Source organism: Salmonella sp. 32070601201500089SM, assembly GCF_017573605.1.
Lineage (GTDB): Bacteria > Pseudomonadota > Gammaproteobacteria > Enterobacterales > Enterobacteriaceae > Salmonella > Salmonella enterica.
The window spans coordinates 176,609-193,505 of sequence record NZ_JAGETK010000008.1 but is presented as its reverse complement, the minus strand read 5'-3'; the positions used below and the strand labels follow the sequence as shown (position 1 = coordinate 193,505).

Below are 16,897 nucleotides of genomic sequence, written 5' to 3'. Positions count from 1 at the left end.
CTTTCAATTCATGATGCAGAAATTAATCTGAAAAGAGAAGGGAAAAATAGGGCTATGCCTGTCTGCACAGGCTGTTATCCCTATTATCGTCGCCATTAACGCATTTTTTTCGTCTGATAACGTTTGTACCAGCGTTCAAAAGAAACGGCGGGCATAGGTTTGGCGAATAAAAAGCCCTGTCGTTCATTGACGCCGTTTTTTGTCAGGAAGGCATCTTCTTTAGCATTTTCTACACCTTCGGCAATCACTTGTAAATTTAGCGCCTGAGCCACCGCGACAATAGCCCGAACCAGAGATTGCGACAGCGGTTGCTTATGGATATCTCTGACGAAAGCCTGATCCAGTTTAACGGCATCAATAGGGAACCGGGCGAGTTGAGAAAGCGAAGAATACCCGGTGCCAAAATCATCCAGATGAATCTGAGCGCCGAGCTGACTAAATTGCTGGATAACCGATAGCGCCAGCGTGTCGTTTTCGATCAGGCAGCTTTCCGTTAGCTCGACATCGATCGGGCAATACTCAAAATTCAGATCGTACAAAGCCTGTTTAAGCGCAGTAAAAAGCGTCTGGTCGGCCAGTTGTCGCGCCGAAAAGTTAACGGCGACGCGCAAGTTAATCCCTTTATCGCGCCATTTCGCAATCTGGCGAACCACATCCAGAATCACCCAGCGGCCCAGCGGCACGATGAGTCCTGACTCTTCGGCGTATGAGATGAACTCCAGCGGCGGAATTAATCCGCGTTCCGGCGATTGCCAGCGTACCAGCGCTTCCAGGCTACGTACTTCACCGCGCCAGGTAATTTTGGGCTGATAGTGAATAAGTAACTGATCGTTTTCCAGCGCTTTTCGCAGGTTTGTATCCAGCCAGTGATAGTCAAATACGCGCTGATTCATTTCCGGTGAAAAAACGCAGAACTGACCGCGGCCGCCTTCTTTGGCGTTATACATTGCGGTATCGGCAGTGCGAATGAGACTTTCGCTGTCCTGTCCGTGCCGGGGGGCCAACGAAATGCCAATGGCGCATCCCGTGTAAACTTCGATGAGTCCAATACGAAACGGTTGCCGCAGACGGGTAAGGATTCGTGAGGCTACTGCTTCCAGCGCGGCCTGAGACGTATGGGCAGCGAGGACAATGAATTCATCTCCCCCCAGTCTGGCCAGCAATTGATCTTCCTCCAGACAACTCAACAGCGCCAGTGAAACGGCCTGTAAGAGCTGATCGCCAAACATATGCCCATAGGCATCATTAATTTTCTTGAAGTTATCCAGATCGAGATAAACGATACCCACCTGCGACTCGCCAGCCGAGGCAATAGCATGATTAATAAATTCATGAATAGCATTGCGATTGGGCAGGCCGGTGACGGTGTCTGTATTCGCCAGTATGCGTAAACGCTCCTGAGCCCGCCTTTCTTCGGTGATATCCGTGCCTGCGCAGATCAGGAAAATTTCGTTTTTTCCGCTACCGTTATGGACAAATTTATTACGAAATAAGAACAAGCGTTGGCCTTTACGGGTCTTTATCCAGCGTTCGATTTCATAGGCATTCCCATTGCGAAAAAAATTCTCAATGTAGTGTCGGGAGGCAACCGCCTCCCGGCGGCTCATAAATAATTTAAAGACGCTTTGACCAATTACATCTTGCTCTTTTAAGCCCGTGTACTCTTCGCATAACCGATTAAATCGACAGATTTTTCCCCGACTATCCAGTATCGCAATGACTGAGTTGGCTTCTGATACGATTTGCTCGGCAAAAGAGAGCTCCTGCGCCTGCGTTGGCGCGACGGCAGGCGTATCAGGCCAGGTTGCCAGGTTGCCAGCCCATTCACGGTTATTAATCTTACGGCCTACCAGGTGCACTGCGGTAACCTGTTTTTCTATCAACAACGTTATCAGCAGACTGGACGTAATCGCCGTTATTTCCCGGATACGCCCGGCTTGTTCCGGCGATAGCTCAACCGTTTTTTCTGCATCCGTTTCACCTGTCGGGGAGAGATACAGCACGTTGCGGTCATCAGCCAGACGCCAGTGAGAGTGAAGGGGATTTAGCGCCGTTTGTTCCTGAATCTGTTTCATCATGCGTACCATCCCATTTAAGCGCCAGGTGCCCGAAAAGAAAGGTTAGCCATGTTATAAATAAGGGTAATTATGGCTGAACGTATTGTTTTATCTATGTATTCATATGTAATCCAGATTCTGGAAAAAGCATAGTCGCCAGCTAAAAATAACAAGAAATGGGGCGCTTGAATAAGATTAAACTTAGAGCATGACGGAAGGGAGAAGAAGAAAAGAAACGGCCTTTGCCTTCTCAGCAAAGGCCGTTGAGCGAGCTAAGCGTGGTTACGCTGCCGGTCGGGCAATAATGCTGCGGGTTTCCATGCGAACTTCCGCAATAGTGACATCAATGACATCCGTCACTTTATAAACCGTCTCACCTTTAATCTGTACCGTACCGTTTTCCTGGCTGCATACCAGTTCATCGCGAACGGCGTGCAGGAACGGGGCAGGGATAAAGGCGATAGCGCCGTTATCGACCAGTCGCACACGCATACCACCGCGGCTGACGTCAATAATTTCTGCCGCGAAACGGGTATTTGTCCCCGCCTTATCGTTAAGGAAGCGTGCATATAACCAGTCGCCGACATCGCGCTCCGCCATGCGGTTCAGGCGACGGCGTTCCGCCATTTGCTGGGTGATATCTTCCTGCGGACGCGCAATAGCCTCCCCCTTGATGACCGCTTTCAGCAGGCGATGGTTAATCATATCGCCATACTTACGGATGGGAGAGGTCCAGGTGGCATAAGCCTCAAGACCAAGACCGAAATGCGGCCCCGGCTCGGTGCTGATTTCCGCAAAAGACTGGAAGCGACGAATGCGGCTGTCAAGGAAACCGGAGGGCTGCGCATCCAGTTCGCGACGCAGTTTACAGAAGCCTTCCAGCGTCAGCACCTCTTCGGCATCGACATGCAGACCATGCGTTTTCAGCAGCGCGGCCAGCGCGTCGGCATTCGCGGGATCGAAGCCCGTATGTACGTTGTAAATACCGAAACCGAGCTTATCGCGCAGTACGCGCGCGGCGCAAAGGTTAGCGGCGATCATCGACTCTTCTACGATACGGTTAGCGATACGGCGCGGTTCCGCCACAATATCCAGTACTTCGCCTTTTTCGCCAAGCACAAAGCGGTAATCCGGGCGGTCTTTAAAGACTAACGCATGATGATGACGCCACTCACTGCGGCTTAGACAAATACGGTGCAACAGACGAATCTGCTGGGCAATGCCTTCGTTATCCGGCTGCCAGGTGCCGTTATTTTCCAGCCAGTCGGAGACATTGTCGTACGCCAGCTTGGCCTTCGATTCGATGGTGGCCGCAAAAAAGGCGATATCATCGTCAATGGTGCCGTCCGCGGCGATTATCATGCGACAGGCGAGCGCCGGACGCACTTCGTTGGCGCGCAGCGAACACAGATCGTCAGACAGCTCACGCGGCAGCATAGGAATATTGAAGCCCGGCAGGTAGTTGGTGAAGGCGCGAATTTTCGCTGTGTTATCCAGCTTACTGCCTTCGGCAATCCAGGCGGTAGGATCGGCGATAGCCACCGTAAGCTGGAGTCTGCCGTCCGCTAATTCCTCAGCATAAAGCGCGTCATCCATATCTTCAGTGCTGGCGCTATCGATAGTGACGAAATTCAGCGCGGTCAGATCCTGGCGCTCCAGCCCTTCGTCCAGCATCTCCGTCGCTACGCCGTTCGGCGCTTCTTTTTCCAGGTTGTGGCGGGCAAGCGTAACCCACCAGGGAACAAAGTGATCGTCGGCAAAGGTGATGTACTGCGTTAAATCGGCGTAAAACGAACGGTCGCCTTTAAGCGGATGGCGGCGCATTTCGGCAACCGCCCAGTCACCTTCTTTGAACTCATGCTGAACGCCGCGCGCGGCGCGGCAGGGAATCGCGTCTTTCAGCAACGGATGATCCGGCACGATGGACAGGCGGTCATTTTTACCCTGAACTTTTCCCACAAAACGCGTCAGGAACGGTTCGATCAGTTCTTCCGGCTCGGCAGACTCACGTTCTTTTTCCGTGTGGATGACCGCGACGATACGATCGCCATGCATCACTTTTTTCATCTGCGGCGGAGGAATGAAGTAGCTTTTTTGCGCGTCAACCTCAAGGAAGCCAAAGCCTTTTTCCGTGGCTTTTACGACCCCTTCAGCGCGCGGCGTCTGGGAATGCAGTTGCTGTTTAAGCTGCGCTAGCAGCGGGTTGTCCTGAAACATATTCGTCTATTTTCGTAGCCAAAAGAGCGGCTGACAGTTTTACGCGATTCTGCCTGGCGCAGCAAGCGCTCTTTCAGTAATGGATGAGTTAATAGGTTTCGCCCAACGCGATTTTTAAACGATTTAACCATCCGCACACGCCGCACCAGCCTAACATATTAATGGCCTGCTCCGATGAAACTCCCCTGGTGAGTAGCGGGAAAAAATGCGCGGCGCTAAAGCGATCGGGCGCTCTGGTGAGCCATTGTATCGCCTGTGTCAGCGCAGGCTCAAGTTCCCAACGAGCGATGTCGTCGTCTTCCTGGCGTAACGTGATGACAGCGCGACGCCACGCGCCAGGTTGGGTTGCCTGTTCGTTAAAGCAGGCGGCGCTGCCGTTGATACGTGATGTGAGGAGCGTGATAAGTGGAAGTAAAGAAGGGGGCGATGCAGTGTGTAATGTGCTGGTCAGTATGCGTTCGAGTAACGCGAATGAAGACGGATCGCGCATGAGTACCGGCGCCATCATTTGGCATTGTGAAGACGAATATTGCCGCCGAACTTTGGTATGGGCTGGAGGATATTCTACCAGACTGGCGACGGGCCGCCATATCGTCTGGGGGTTTTGAAACCGCGCGGCCCTGGCAAAGCGCTGCATCTCCTGGCCGGGCAGTTCGCGCACGGGCAGACGGCAAAACGCCTGAAATATCGCCGCTACCCGCGCCTGAAAACCGATAAACCCAATGATCTGATTGATGAGTACGGTATCCCGGGCGGTTAATCCCACCTCTGCAAGCTGTTCGCGGGCTCGCGTATTGATAACGGAGGGGGAGCCGGCAAGCTGACGAGCGTATTGCGTAATTTGCGCCAGCCGTTGATTGCTCTCTCTTGAGGCGTCAGGGCCAGGTAGCGGCGCCAGACGCGCGGCATAATGGCGGCACAAACGCTGAACCCCAAATACCTGAGCGGCGGTCAGCGCGGTGCTCATACGTTCATAGGTGCTAAACGTATGAAGCCGGTCGTTGAGAACCGTGCGGGGAAATAAGACATCCGCCAACTGGCGAGCGGGCTTTAACCATGACTCAAAAGGCGTCAACGCGGTTTCTGATACCGTTAAATCCAGTAAAAAACGATCGTTAACATACGCGGCTTCCGGCATCAGCGAAAGCGGGGGTTGTGACGACATAGTGGATTGTGTTTCATGATACCAGTGGCTTTTACCCGCTTTTCGGCATTGTTCCATAGGGTTTCCCGAGGATGAAATGGCGATCGATAATGATTCGGCGTCGGATCGTTTATGCTGGATTATCCTGGCGTATGCGGGAAAGGGATGAAAGATTGTTAGGTGATAACAAATATCAGAACGCTATATAACGAGATGAGCGGTGAGTGAGGGGAATGGGGCAGCACAGCCGTGCCGCCCGCTAATAAACTTAATGCGCTTACTTCAGTTCCAGTTCATTCATTGCCGCAATGCTGAACCCGCCGTCAACATGGACGACTTCGCCAGAAATGCCTGCCGAGAGATCGGAACACAGAAACGCCGCTGAGTTACCCACATCTTCAATGGTCACGGTGCGACGAATTGGCGTAACGGCTTCACAATGCGCCAGCATTTTACGGAAGTCTTTAATACCGGACGCCGCCAGCGTGCGGATTGGACCCGCAGAGATGGCGTTGACGCGAACCCCTTCCGGTCCCATAGCGTTTGCCATATAACGCACGTTGGCTTCCAGAGAGGCTTTCGCCAGACCCATGACATTGTAGTTCGGGATGGCGCGCTCCGCTCCCAGATAAGACAAGGTCAACAGCGCAGAACCCGGATTCAGCATGGTGCGGCAGGCTTTCGCCATGGCAACAAAGCTGTAAGAGCTAATATCGTGAGCGATTTTAAAGCCTTCGCGGGTAACCGCATTAACATAATCGCCGTCCAGCTGATCGCCAGGCGCGAAACCGATCGAGTGTACAAAACCGTCAAATTTCGGCCAAACGTTACCCAGCTCTGCAAACATAGCGTCAATGCTGGCATCTTCAGCGACATCACACGGTAAAACGATGCTGGAACCCAGCTGGGCAGCAAATTCTTCTACACGGCCTTTCAGTTTGTCGTTCTGGTAGGTGAACGCCAGTTCAGCTCCTTCGCGGTGCATCGCCTGTGCGATACCGTAGGCGATGGACAGTTTACTGGCCACGCCAGTGACCAGAATGCGCTTACCGGAAAGAAAACCCATAGCTTTAATCCTTATAGTCATTGCTTATTTTTTGCTTTTACGAACAATGGTTAACAGCAACTTTTCAACATTATTCGAAATTAGTCTGAAATTATATCCCACTCCTGGCCCCGTGTGTCACGCTATTTTTCCGCCGCTATCACCGGCAGGTGACGTTCTAAAACCACACGGTAACGAAGTCCCTGAGGATTTTGAGCACTCCCCGGGGCCAAACTGGCAAATCAAAGAGTCTAATGGGACAGGCCCTACGGTGCAGTATACCAGCTGGTGTAAGGTTCGCCTCATCCAACCAGAGACACCGGGACGGACAGCAAGTACGATAGCGATGCGCTTTCCACCAGACAAATAAAGGTTCTGTAGGAAGCCTGAATATTCATCCAAATGGTTTACCTCACCTATTAGCGATGTTATGGACATGTAATTTTAACCAGCAAATGCTTAATAAAAATAATTTCTTTTTTAGGTGCTGAAGGTTTTCTCTATTTATTGATGCAGAGTAATACTGAATATGAAAAATTTTGGAAATCAGGTGATTACAGTAGTTACAAATCAGGTTTTTATATGTTTGCATGTGTATTATAATAAATTTTCAGAGGATGAGACATATGCCGTTTACATTTCATATCGGAAATCATAGTTGCCAGATATCAGAAAGGTATTTAAGAGATATCATCGATAATAAAAGAGAACATGTTTTTTCAACGTGTGAGAAATTTATAGATTTTTTCAGGAATATATTTACCAGGCGAAGTTTAATTTCTGATTATAGAGAAATCTATAATCTACTGTGCCAAAAAAAAGAGCATCCCGATATTAAAGGGCCTTTCTCTCCAGGACCATTTTCGAAGCGAGATGAAGACTGTACACGATGGCGCCCCCTTCTTGGATATATTAAACTTATTGATGTCACCAGGCCTGAAACAATAGATAAATACACTGTAGAGGTATTAGCACATCAAGAAAATATGTTACTACTACAGATGTTTTACGACGGAGTATTAGTGACCGAGACGGAGTGTTCTGAACGTTGCGTCGATTTTTTAAAAGAAACGATGTTTAATTATAATAACGGGGAAATTACGCTTGCCGCTTTGGGTAATGATAATCTACCGCCGAGCGAGGCAGGTAGTAATGGAATCTATGAGGCTTTTGAGCAACGTTTGATAGACTTCCTGACCACGCCCGCCACGGCGTCTGGTGATGAGAGCGGCGCTATTGATCAGACGGATGCATCACAACCAGCGGCAATAGAGGCGTTTATTAACTCGCCGGAGTTTCAGAAAAATATTCGCATGCGTGATATTGAAAAAAATAAAATAGGTAGCGGAAGTTATGGGACAGTCTATCGGTTATATGATGACTTTGTTGTTAAGATTCCAATTAATGAGCGGGGAATAAAAGTGGATGTTAACTCTCAGGAACATCATAATTGTCATCCTGAGCGTGTCAGTAAGTATTTGAATATGGCCAATGGCGACAAGAATTTTTCTCGTTCGGCCATCATGAATATTAATGGTAAAGACGTTACGGTTTTAGTTTCAAAATATATTCAAGGTCAGGAGTTCGATGTTGAAGATGAAGATAACTATCGAATGGCGGAGGCGCTTCTTAAATCCCGGGGGGTTTATATGCATGATATAAATATCTTAGGTAATATTCTGGTTAAAGAGGGGGTTCTTTTCTTTGTGGATGGCGATCAAATCGTGTTATCACAAGAATCACGGCAACAGCGAAGCGTTTCTCTTGCAACAAGGCAACTGGAAGAGCAAATTAAGGCCCATCACATGATAAAATTAAAGCGGGCCGAGACCGAAGGAAATACTGAAGATGTTGAATATTATAAGTCACTTATTACGGATCTTGATGCGTTAATCGGAGAGGAAGAACAGACACCTGCGCCAGGAAGACGTTTTAAACTAGCCGCACCTGAGGAGGGGACTCTTGTGGCTAAAGTATTAAAGAATGAATTAAAAAAATAGCATTTAGTTCCGTTCTTTTCTGCGAATCGCCGGGGCTCATTCGCTACAGATTTACCGATCAATTATTGAGAGTTGCTATTCGTTTAAAGGTCGTTCGGGGGATCTGGACAGCCTGCAGCGGAGATGCAACTCGCCATTAGGGTTGGCGATGCCGCGCTGCCATAGTGGGTGAAATGCCTCGCAATGGTGTAACAACATTAACTCGCCTTGATTTTTCCCCTCTGCCTGACAAGAAAAACCTGGCTTTACGGATGGTCTCATGCCGTCGTATTAGCGTTGTTCGGCGTAGTATGTAAATTTCCTTATAGCAATAGAAGAACATTCTCAAAACATAAAATTAGCAAGTTATCATGAAGTTAACATATATTGTTTTTTTCGATCATTTTTTATATATTGATCGTTTTTATTGATTGATTTGCGTTAAAAGCGCATTATCAGGGAGTTAAGATCAAGTGGAGTGGTCACATGCGCTATTTTTTTATGGCAGAGCCGATAAGGGCAATGGAGGGGGATTTACTGGGCGTCGAAATTATTACCCATTTTGCATCGTCGCCCGCTCGTCCGCTACACCCTGAGTTTGTTATCTCGTCATGGGACAATTCGCAGAAGCGCCGTTTTCTGCTTGATCTGTTGCGGACAATCGCGGCCAAACATGGCTGGTTTCTACGCCACGGCCTATTCTGTATCGTAAATATTGATCGGGGTATGGCGCAGCTTGTCCTTCAGGATAAAGATATTCGCGCATTACTACACGCCATGCTATTTGTGGAGCTGCAGGTCGCTGAACATTTTTCATGTCAAGATAACGCCTTAATCGATCCTTTAATACACGCGCTTCATAAGCAACCTAATCCATTATGGCTGGGCGACCTGGGCGTAGGGAATGCAACTGCTGCGCCATTAGTTTGCGGGTGTTTTAGCGGCGTAAAACTTGATCGCAGCTTTTTTGTCTCACAAATTGAAAAAATGACGTTTCCGCTGCTTGTCAAACATATCCGGCGTTATTGTGACCAGATCGTGGTGGGGGGCCAGGAAAACACACGCTATTTGCCGGTGTTAAAAACGGCAGGCATTTGGGCAACCCAGGGCACGTTATTTCCTTCCGTTGCGTTAGAAGAGGTTGAAACACTGCTGTTGGGCAGTCGCATGAACACCCTCAGAGAATCGAACTGAGGGTATTTGTTTCGCTTAGCGATCCTTTCGCCATGCGTCAGCGGTCAGCGCCTCGCCAAAATGGCCTGCGATTAAACGGCGGGTAAGCTCATGTAGCGGAGAGGCGAGCACATCGGCGGTGCTGCCGCGTTCAACCACTTCCCCCTGATGCATCACTAATACCTGATCGCTAATATGTTTCATCATGCCGATATGCTGCGTGACATAGATATAGGAGATGCCTTGCTTTTCCTGCAATTCAAGCATCAGATTGATGAGCTGCGAGCGCATGGACATATCAAGCGAAGCCAGCGCTTCGTCCGCGATAATGACTTTAGGGCGTAAAATCAGCGCGCGGGCCAGGCCCAGACGCTGTTTCTGCCCCGGCGCCAGCATATGCGGGTAGTAGCTCACGTGATCGGGCAATAGCCCCACCATACGCATCGTCTCGACAATCTGTTTACGCCGCTGTTCCGGCTCCAGATCGGTATTAAGGCGCAGGGGGAAGTCAAGGATCTGTGAAATACGTTGACGTGGATTCAGTGACGTTGAGGGGTCCTGAAAAATCATTCGAATACGTTGGCTTCGAAACGAATAGTCGCCGTAATGCAGGGGATGATCGTCAATAAGAAGCTCGCCGCTGGTGGGTTCAATCATGCCGGCCAGCATCTTTGCCAGCGTGGATTTGCCGGAACCGTTTTCGCCGATAATGGCCAGAGTCTGACGCTCACGAAGCGTAAAGCTTAATGGTTTCACGGCGTCTACGGTTTGGCGGCGAAACCATCCTGTCCGGTAGCGAAAGGTTTTACTCAGGTTGCGCACTTCAAGCAGAGTTTCCACCATATCACTCTCTCTCCATATTCAGCGGAAAATGACAGGCATAGAGATGATTTTTCGCGCCGGTTAAGCGTGGCGTGATAATGCATTCTCGTTGCGCGTAAGGGCAGCGCGGCCCCAGACGACAACCTATCGGTAACTGCTCCAGTAGCGGGATCGCGCCCGGCAGCGTATTGAGACGGCTTTTATGCGGCATCGCGCTGCCAAAATCCGGAATCGCGCGGATAAGCGCCTGCGTATAAGGATGATGTGGCGTCGTCACCAGATCTTTACTTGGCGCGGTTTCTACCGTCTGGCCGCAGTATAAAACGTTGATTTTATCAGCCCACTGACTCAGCATTTGCAGGTCGTGGCTAATCAACAGAATGGTGGTATTACTGTTTTGATTCAGTCGCGTCAACAGGCGAAAAATTTGCGCCTGCGTCGTCGGTTCCATTGAGTTGGTGGGTTCATCAGCGATCAGGAGTCGCGGTTGATTCGCCAGCGCGATAGCGATCATAACTTTCTGACACTCGCCATCGGTCAGTTCATAGGGAAAACTGCGCATCGCGTCTTTATGATCTTTAATTCCCACCCGGTGCAGTAATTCAATTGCACGCCGTTTACGCCAGCCTAAACGCTGCCACCAGCGGCCTTTATAGGTCCAGGCGGGAATATTTTGCATTAACTGGCGGCCGACGCGTTCGGAAGGATCAAGGCACGACTGCGGCTCCTGGAAGATCATCGACACATTATGTCCGACCAGCTTACGCCGTTCACGTGAGGAGAGGCGCAGCAGATCGATATCATCAAAACGCATACGGTCGGCAGTGACTCGCCAGTTGTCTTTCGCGACGCCGCAAATAGCTTTAGCAATCAAGCTCTTTCCGGAACCCGATTCACCTACCAGGCCGCGAATTTCACCTTCGCTTAATGTCATACTGACGCGATCGACCGCTTTTACCCAACCTTCGCTGGTTTTAAATTCAATGGTGAGATTGCGGATATCCAGTAACGGCATTATTCCACCCCCGCAATAATCGCACGACGAATCCCATCTCCGAGCAGGTTTACCAGTAAAACACTGAGCGTTATCGCCGCGCCGGGTAGCATAACGGTCCACGGCGCGACATAGATTAGCTCCAGCGCATCCCCCAACATGGCGCCCCATTCAGGAGAGGGAAGCTGCGCGCCGAGATCTAAAAATCCCAGCGCGGCGATGTCCAGAATCGCCATCGACAGCGCCCGGGTAATTTCGGTGACCAGACCGGCGGTAATATTCGGTAAAATGGCGAACCACAGAATATTCAGCGTTGTCGCGCCATCCAGACGGGCGGCAATGACGTACTCTTTTTCCAGTTCATCATGCACCATGCTATAGACGGAACGTACCATTCGCGGCAACAGGGCCAGCCAGACGGCAAACATCGCGTGTGACAGATGTGGGCCGGCAAATGCCACAACGATAATCGCCAGCAAGAGCGAAGGGATGGAAAGCAGCGTGTCCAGAATATGGTTCAGTACGGCAGAGCGTAAACCGTGGGTCGCGCCTGCCACTACGCCGAGGACTAATCCACATAGCGTAGCCGCCAGCGTTACGATAAACGCGCCGCCGACCGTGGGCGCCGCGCCGCTTAACAGGCGGCTCAGCACATCGCGCCCCAGATCGTCAGTCCCCAGAAAAAAGGAGACTTCGCCATAGCGTGACCAGGAGGGTGGCAGTAGCTGATAGCCCAGAAATTGCTGATCGATACCATAGGGCGCGATCCAGCCGCCAAAAATACACAGCAACGCCAGACCGGCGCATCCATACAGACCCACCATCGCAGGCGCGTCGCTATAAAATTTACGCCAGGCAGTGCGCAGGGTGCCTGGCGGGCGCTTTTCGCTGTATACGCTATCGTAAGGCATACCATTCCTTATGTTTCAGAGGGTTAGCCATAGCACCCAAAATATCGGAAATCACATTGACCACAATAACCAGCGACCCAATGACCATCACGCCAGCGGAAATAGCGGCATAGTCCTGCTGACGAATGGCGTGAATTAACCATCGTCCCAGCCCAGGCCAGCTGAAAACCATTTCGGTAATCATCGCCAGCGTTAACATGGTTGAAAACTGCAGACCAAGACGGGGAATGACCGGCGGCAGCGCATTATGCAACACGTGACGGCGTAAAATCGTAAAGCGCGATAAGCCGCGCGTGGCCGCCGCTTTAACGTAGTTCTGATCGTAGACCTCAATAGTGCTGATTCGCATCAGGCGGATCACTTCTGTGGTCGGCGCGACGGAGAGCGTGAGCACCGGTAAAACCATATGCCGTATGGCGCTCATCACCATTTCATCACGCCATGGCGAATCTGAAATCCAGGCGTCAATGATGGCGAAACCGGTAACCGGTTTAACTTCATAAAGCAGGTCAAATCGCCCGGATACCGGCAGCCACCCCAGCGTGAGCGAAAAGAACAGTGTGAGCAGAAGCGCCAGCCAGAAAACCGGAATTGAGAAACCTAATAGCGCCAGCGCGCTGATAAAACGATCCGGCCATTTGCTACGCGTCACGCCAGCCAGCATCCCGACCGGGATGCCGACCATCAGCGCAAAACCAAAGGCGAGAATGCACAGCTCCATCGTGGCGGGAAACACCTCTTTAAGCTGTTCGGAGATCAGCTGGCCGTTAATGCTGGACACGCCAAAGTCCCAGTGCAGCAGACCGTTGAACCAGAAAACCCAGGCATTCCATAATGATGCGCCTTGTAGCGGCGCATGCGGCGTAAAATAGCTCAGGCTAAAGCCGATAAAGGTCAGGAAGAAGAGCGTCACCAGCAACAGCAATAACCGACGCAGGGTGAAGATAATCATGGTTTTTTCACCTCTTCGTGTTTTTCGCGGGAGACGCCGGCAAAAGACGCATTGCCGAACGGGCTTAACACCAGCCCTTTAATATCGTAGCGGTAAGCCTGCAGGCGTAGTGATGATGCCAGCGGCAGTATCGGCAGCTCTTTCTCCAGGATATTCTGCGCTTCCTCATATGCTTCTATGCGCGAAGCCAACTGCTGCGACGACAGTGCTTTACGCAGCACGCTGTCAAATTCAGGGTTACACCAGTGGGCGAAATTGGTTTGCGAATTGATGGCCGCACAGCTTAACAGTGGTCTGAAAAAGCTATCCGGATCGTTGCTGTCCGTGGCCCAGCCGGATAAGGTCAGATCGTGATTCATATCCATCAGGCGCGCCTCCTGAAAACGACCTTCAACCGGCACAATGACCACTTTTACGCCAACCTGCGCCATATCCGCCTGAATAAGCTCCGCCGTTTTTAGCGGACTTGGGTTCCAGGCCTGAGAACTGGTCGGCACCCAGAGATGCAGCGTAAGATTCTCAATGCCCAGCGCTTTTAGCTGTTCGCGCGATTTTTGCGGATTGTACTCCGTAATTTTGGCATCGTTATCGTAAGCCCATGAGGCTCTCGGTAAAATGGAGGCTGCGGTTTCCGCCGTGCCGTAATAAATCGACTGCATCAGACGCTGGTTGTTGATCGATAAGGCCAGCGCATGGCGCACTGCGGGATTATTCAACGGCGGCTTATCGGTGTTAAAGGCCAGATAGGCGATATTCATCCCCGGGCGCAACGTCAGACGTAAACGCGGATCGTCGCGTAAAATAGTTAGCTGGCTGGCGGCGGGCCAGGCCAGAACATCGCATTCACCGGTCAGTAATTTCGATAAACGCCCGGTACCGCCGGAGCCTAAATCCACCACCACTTGCGGCATCAGCGGTTTGCCGCGCCAAAACCCATCGTGGCGCTGGAGACGAATAAACTGCCCGGAACGGTACTCCGAGAGCTGGAAAGGCCCGGTGCCGACCGGTTGGCGGTCTAGCAGTTCCTGACGATCTTTTCGGCTAAGCTGCGCGGCGTACTCAGCGGACATGACGGAAGCGTAGTGTGTAGCCAGATGCCATAAAAAGGAGGCGTCTGGCTGCGTCAGGCGAAACTCAACGGTGTTATTGTCCAGCTTACGCACGCTTTTTACATTGTCGGCGAACTGTAGGCTATCAAAGTAGGGGAAGCTACTGCCGTTGATGTTATGCCACGGATGCCGACGATCAAAAATCCGCTGAAAGGTAAAGACGACATCATCAGCATTGAGTTTTCGGGTCGGCGTAAACCAGGCGGTTTTTTGAAAGGAAACGTCGCGGCGCAGGTGAAAACGGTACGTTGCCCCGTTATCCAGCACTTCCCAGCTTTCTGCCAGCTCTGGGACTAAACGATAAGTATAGGGATCGACATCCAACAGGCGATCATATAACTGGGCGGCCAGGGTATCGACGATGAGGCCGCTGCTCGCTTTTTGCGGATTAAAGGTGTTGACCTGCCCGCTGACACAATACACAAAGCCGCTATCGCGAATATCTGCACTCGCAGTTTGTTCGGGCGCAGTCGCAGCCGTAGCCTGACTACTTAGTAGACCCGCTATCACGATCAGAGACGATAAAACCAGGCGCATAATAGTTAAGTTTTTGAAGTTCAATTTGCAAAGTGTATCGCACTTCGGCCCGCCACGTAAAAATGTCGGTGGATAACTGGCGTAAATGTCGTCAATTAGCCGGAGAAATAGCTAAAGCTGATGCTTTTTAAGCAAGGCGCGAAACTGGTGGTAGGTGAGCGCCAGCAAATCGGCGGCTCGTTTCTGGTTAAACTTCGCCTGCTGTAAGCTACGTTGCAGCAGCGCTTTTTCCTGTTGCAGTTGAAACTCACGTAATTTGAGCGGCAGGTCAGGCGTGACGGATGCCGCTGGCAGGGCGGGCGCGGGCGGTTCAGCGGGATGGCGTTGAAAAGGATCGATAACAATTTCATCCAAAGGATGTTCACTACTGCCGTGGCGATACACTGAACGTTCGACTACGTTTTTCAGCTCGCGGACATTACCCGGCCAGGCGTAATGCAACAACGTTTCTTTTGCCCGATCGGTAAAACCGGGAAATAAGGGCAGACGTAGCTCACGACACATCTGAATAGCAAAATGCTCGGCCATTAGCATGATATCGCTCTGGCGTTCGCGCAGCGGCGGCAGTTGTACAACATCAAAAGCCAGCCTGTCGAGCAGATCGGCACGAAATGTCCCTTCCTTCACCATGGCGGGTAAATCGGCATTAGTGGCGCATACTAATCGCACATTAACCTGTAACGGCTGGCTGCCGCCGACGCGCTCTAGCTCGCCATATTCAATCACCCGCAGCAGCTTTTCCTGTACCAGCATCGGCGCTGTCGCCAGTTCATCCAAAAACAGCGTGCCGCCATCGGCGCGTTCAAAGCGACCGGGATGGCGTTTTTGCGCCCCGGTAAAAGCACCCGCTTCATGACCAAACAGTTCGGAGTCCAGCAGATTTTCGTTAAGCGCTGCGCAGTTAAGCGAGATAAGCGGCCCCTGCCAGCGTGAAGAGAGATAGTGCAGGCGATTGGCGATAAGTTCTTTACCCGTACCGCGTTCGCCAATAATCAGCACTGGCTTATCCAGCGGCGCGAGCCGGGAGACTTGTTCCAGTACTTCAAGAAAACGGTTTGCCTCGCCGAGCAGGTTATCTTTAAATTCAGCCATGATGAAAATCGCCACTTGTTAGTGTTTTTCACCACTTTATCCTTTTTTGCTGGCGAGGTAAAACGAAATAATTCCTTTACTATCAGTGATATAAAAAGTTGGCACGCAAATTGTATTAACCATGTAGCAGGGCATCGCCCGTTATCAGAACATTATGTGAGGATTGAATTATGGGTATTTTTTCTCGTTTTGCCGACATCGTGAACGCCAATATCAATGCGTTGTTGGAAAAAGCGGAAGATCCGCAGAAGCTGGTGCGCCTGATGATTCAGGAGATGGAAGATACGCTGGTGGAGGTTCGCTCGAACTCCGCGCGTGCTTTAGCGGAAAAGAAACAGTTATCCCGTCGCATTGAACAGGCTACGGTTCAGCAGACCGAGTGGCAGGAAAAAGCGGAACTGGCTCTGCGCAAAGATAAAGACGATCTGGCGCGCGCCGCATTGATTGAAAAACAAAAGCTGACCGATTTAATTGCTACGCTTGAACAGGAAGTCACGCTGGTGGATGACACGCTGGCGCGCATGAAGAAAGAGATTGGCGAGCTGGAAAACAAACTCAGCGAAACACGCGCTCGCCAGCAGGCGCTGATGCTGCGTCATCAGGCGGCAAGTTCTTCCCGCGATGTCCGTCGTCAGCTTGACAGCGGCAAACTGGATGAAGCCATGGCGCGGTTTGAATCCTTTGAACGTCGTATCGATCAAATGGAAGCGGAAGCGGAAAGCCATCGTTTTGGTAAGCAGCAATCGCTGGACCAACAGTTTGCCAACCTGAAAGCCGATGATGAAATCAGCGAGCAGCTGGCGCAGTTGAAAGCCAAAATGAAGCAAGATAATCAATAATGACAATGGCGGCGCCGGTACGCGCC

At 51.0% G+C, this 16,897-nt stretch carries 14 protein-coding genes and 1 pseudogene; 3 read left to right on the top strand and 12 right to left on the bottom strand.

Going from position 1 to position 16,897, the window contains the following annotated elements; translation table 11 throughout:
- Positions 1-95: 95 nt before the first annotated feature.
- The 6 genes and pseudogenes from pdeR to J4728_RS14785 form a co-directional block, all read right to left on the bottom strand.
- Positions 96-2,078, bottom strand: a complete 1,983-nt coding sequence (pdeR, locus tag J4728_RS14810; protein ID WP_079902540.1) for a cyclic di-GMP phosphodiesterase — start codon at positions 2,076-2,078, stop codon at positions 96-98.
- Positions 2,079-2,339: 261 nt separating this feature from the next.
- Positions 2,340-4,274, bottom strand: coding sequence for an exoribonuclease II (locus J4728_RS14805; protein ID WP_000485055.1), 1,935 nt, complete (start codon positions 4,272-4,274; stop codon positions 2,340-2,342).
- A gap of 244 nt (positions 4,275-4,518) precedes the next feature.
- Positions 4,519-5,496, bottom strand: a pseudogene (locus J4728_RS14800) (CMD domain-containing protein); the annotation flags it as partial.
- A gap of 199 nt (positions 5,497-5,695) precedes the next feature.
- Entirely contained in the window at positions 5,696-6,484 is a 789-nt protein-coding gene (gene fabI, locus J4728_RS14795) for an enoyl-ACP reductase FabI (RefSeq protein ID WP_000506501.1), read from the bottom strand.
- A 117-nt stretch (positions 6,485-6,601) separates the two neighbouring features.
- Entirely contained in the window at positions 6,602-6,901 is a 300-nt protein-coding gene (locus J4728_RS14790) for a hypothetical protein (RefSeq protein ID WP_031604207.1), read from the bottom strand.
- Positions 6,876-7,055, bottom strand: coding sequence for a hypothetical protein (locus tag J4728_RS14785; RefSeq protein ID WP_010989024.1), 180 nt, complete (start codon positions 7,053-7,055; stop codon positions 6,876-6,878). Before J4728_RS14785 ends, J4728_RS14790 begins: the two co-directional genes overlap by 26 nt.
- 34 nt (positions 7,056-7,089) lie before the next feature.
- Between J4728_RS14785 and steC the strand changes: the two genes are divergently transcribed.
- Positions 7,090-8,463, top strand: a complete 1,374-nt coding sequence (gene steC / locus J4728_RS14780; RefSeq protein ID WP_208211990.1) for an SPI-2 type III secretion system effector kinase SteC — start codon at positions 7,090-7,092, stop codon at positions 8,461-8,463.
- Positions 8,464-8,928: 465 nt separating this feature from the next.
- Complete coding sequence (locus J4728_RS14775) at positions 8,929-9,636, top strand: EAL domain-containing protein (RefSeq protein WP_208211989.1); 708 nt, start codon at positions 8,929-8,931, stop codon at positions 9,634-9,636.
- Positions 9,637-9,651: 15 nt separating this feature from the next.
- On the opposite strand, the gene sapF is transcribed toward J4728_RS14775, so the two are convergent.
- The 6 genes from sapF to pspF all read right to left on the bottom strand — a co-directional run bounded on the left by sapF (position 9,652) and on the right by pspF (position 16,032).
- The gene (gene sapF / locus J4728_RS14770; protein WP_000230462.1) at positions 9,652-10,458 is read right to left on the bottom strand and encodes a peptide ABC transporter ATP-binding protein SapF; all 807 of its coding nucleotides are present in this window, start codon (positions 10,456-10,458) and stop codon (positions 9,652-9,654) included.
- A 1-nt stretch (position 10,459) separates the two neighbouring features.
- Positions 10,460-11,452 (bottom strand): peptide ABC transporter ATP-binding protein SapD, encoded by a 993-nt coding sequence (gene sapD / locus J4728_RS14765; protein WP_001128869.1) that lies wholly within the window; start codon positions 11,450-11,452, stop codon positions 10,460-10,462.
- A complete protein-coding gene (sapC, locus tag J4728_RS14760; RefSeq protein ID WP_001146150.1) occupies positions 11,452-12,342 on the bottom strand; it encodes a peptide ABC transporter permease SapC in 891 nt (296 codons plus the stop codon). Before sapC ends, sapD begins: the two co-directional genes overlap by 1 nt.
- Positions 12,329-13,294 (bottom strand): peptide ABC transporter permease SapB, encoded by a 966-nt coding sequence (gene sapB / locus J4728_RS14755; RefSeq protein ID WP_000583298.1) that lies wholly within the window; start codon positions 13,292-13,294, stop codon positions 12,329-12,331. The genes sapC and sapB overlap by 14 nt, the downstream gene beginning before the upstream one ends.
- Entirely contained in the window at positions 13,291-14,940 is a 1,650-nt protein-coding gene (gene sapA, locus J4728_RS14750; protein ID WP_208211987.1) for a peptide ABC transporter substrate-binding protein SapA, read from the bottom strand. The genes sapB and sapA overlap by 4 nt, the downstream gene beginning before the upstream one ends.
- Before the next feature lie 111 nt (positions 14,941-15,051).
- A complete protein-coding gene (gene pspF, locus J4728_RS14745; RefSeq protein ID WP_000807306.1) occupies positions 15,052-16,032 on the bottom strand; it encodes a phage shock protein operon transcriptional activator in 981 nt (326 codons plus the stop codon).
- 170 nt (positions 16,033-16,202) lie between these two features.
- On the opposite strand from pspF, the gene pspA reads away from it, so the two are divergent.
- Positions 16,203-16,871 (top strand): phage shock protein PspA, encoded by a 669-nt coding sequence (pspA, locus tag J4728_RS14740; protein ID WP_000511010.1) that lies wholly within the window; start codon positions 16,203-16,205, stop codon positions 16,869-16,871.
- The last annotated feature ends 26 nt before the right edge of the window (positions 16,872-16,897 follow it).

Coding starts and splice junctions, on each gene's coding strand:
- pspA (WP_000511010.1), top strand. CDS start 16,203: ATGGGTATTTTTTCTCGTTTTGCCGACATCGTGAACGCCAATATCAAT.
- sapC (WP_001146150.1), bottom strand. CDS start 12,342: ATGCCTTACGATAGCGTATACAGCGAAAAGCGCCCGCCAGGCACCCTG.
- pdeR (WP_079902540.1), bottom strand. CDS start 2,078: ATGATGAAACAGATTCAGGAACAAACGGCGCTAAATCCCCTTCACTCT.
- J4728_RS14775 (WP_208211989.1), top strand. CDS start 8,929: ATGCGCTATTTTTTTATGGCAGAGCCGATAAGGGCAATGGAGGGGGAT.
- sapA (WP_208211987.1), bottom strand. CDS start 14,940: ATGCGCCTGGTTTTATCGTCTCTGATCGTGATAGCGGGTCTACTAAGT.
- sapB (WP_000583298.1), bottom strand. CDS start 13,294: ATGATTATCTTCACCCTGCGTCGGTTATTGCTGTTGCTGGTGACGCTC.
- fabI (WP_000506501.1), bottom strand. CDS start 6,484: ATGGGTTTTCTTTCCGGTAAGCGCATTCTGGTCACTGGCGTGGCCAGT.
- pspF (WP_000807306.1), bottom strand. CDS start 16,032: ATGGCTGAATTTAAAGATAACCTGCTCGGCGAGGCAAACCGTTTTCTT.
- sapD (WP_001128869.1), bottom strand. CDS start 11,452: ATGCCGTTACTGGATATCCGCAATCTCACCATTGAATTTAAAACCAGC.
- J4728_RS14785 (WP_010989024.1), bottom strand. CDS start 7,055: ATGCAAACATATAAAAACCTGATTTGTAACTACTGTAATCACCTGATT.
- sapF (WP_000230462.1), bottom strand. CDS start 10,458: ATGGTGGAAACTCTGCTTGAAGTGCGCAACCTGAGTAAAACCTTTCGC.
- J4728_RS14805 (WP_000485055.1), bottom strand. CDS start 4,274: ATGTTTCAGGACAACCCGCTGCTAGCGCAGCTTAAACAGCAACTGCAT.
- steC (WP_208211990.1), top strand. CDS start 7,090: ATGCCGTTTACATTTCATATCGGAAATCATAGTTGCCAGATATCAGAA.
- J4728_RS14790 (WP_031604207.1), bottom strand. CDS start 6,901: ATGTCCATAACATCGCTAATAGGTGAGGTAAACCATTTGGATGAATAT.